Here is a 488-nt window from a genome sequence, read left to right as displayed (position 1 = left end):
CCTGCGCGCAGCGACCGAACGGACGCTGGCGGGCCTGGCAGCCTTCTCCGGCTGAAGGTCGGCCGCGGTAGCCAGGTCCTGAGCCAGGCCTGGCTACCGCTTTTCCGCCCGGGCACTCGGTCGGCGGCGCAGATCCCTTCCAACGGCCTTGGCTACCGCTCCGGCCCCGTCTCACCGCTCCGGCCCCGAGCCGGAGCGGTGCGCTTCTGGTAAGTTCAGTTAACGCCCAAAATGTGCCCGCCGGGCCCGCATGTCCGAGGGCCGGATTGTCTGGAGGAGCTGTGGGTCTTCGACCGCTGACGGAGAGCGAGCGCACGGCCGCCCGGCTGAAGGCGACGGCAGCCCGCGCCGACCGCGCGGAAATCAAGGCCAAGGTGAAGTCCGGTGCGATGACCGTCGCCGAGGTGATCGAGGCTGCCGCGTCGATGGAGTCGATCGGCCGACTGCGGGTCGCCGAACTGCTCGAGTCGTTGCCGGGCATCGGTGAG

General features: G+C 70.3%; 1 protein-coding gene. It reads left to right on the top strand.

The genetic code is table 11. The features are described from left to right. Positions 1–281 precede the first annotated feature (281 nt). A partial coding sequence (gene mihF / locus ACMX2H_RS18980; protein ID WP_414962838.1) for an integration host factor, actinobacterial type occupies positions 282–488 on the top strand: 207 nt, incomplete at its 3' end.

Source organism: Arthrobacter sulfonylureivorans, from assembly GCF_047607445.1.
Classification (GTDB): Bacteria; Actinomycetota; Actinomycetes; order Actinomycetales; family Micrococcaceae; genus Crystallibacter; species Crystallibacter sulfonylureivorans_A.
The sequence above is the reverse complement of the archived record's forward strand: the minus strand, read 5'-3'. Positions and strand labels throughout refer to the sequence as shown.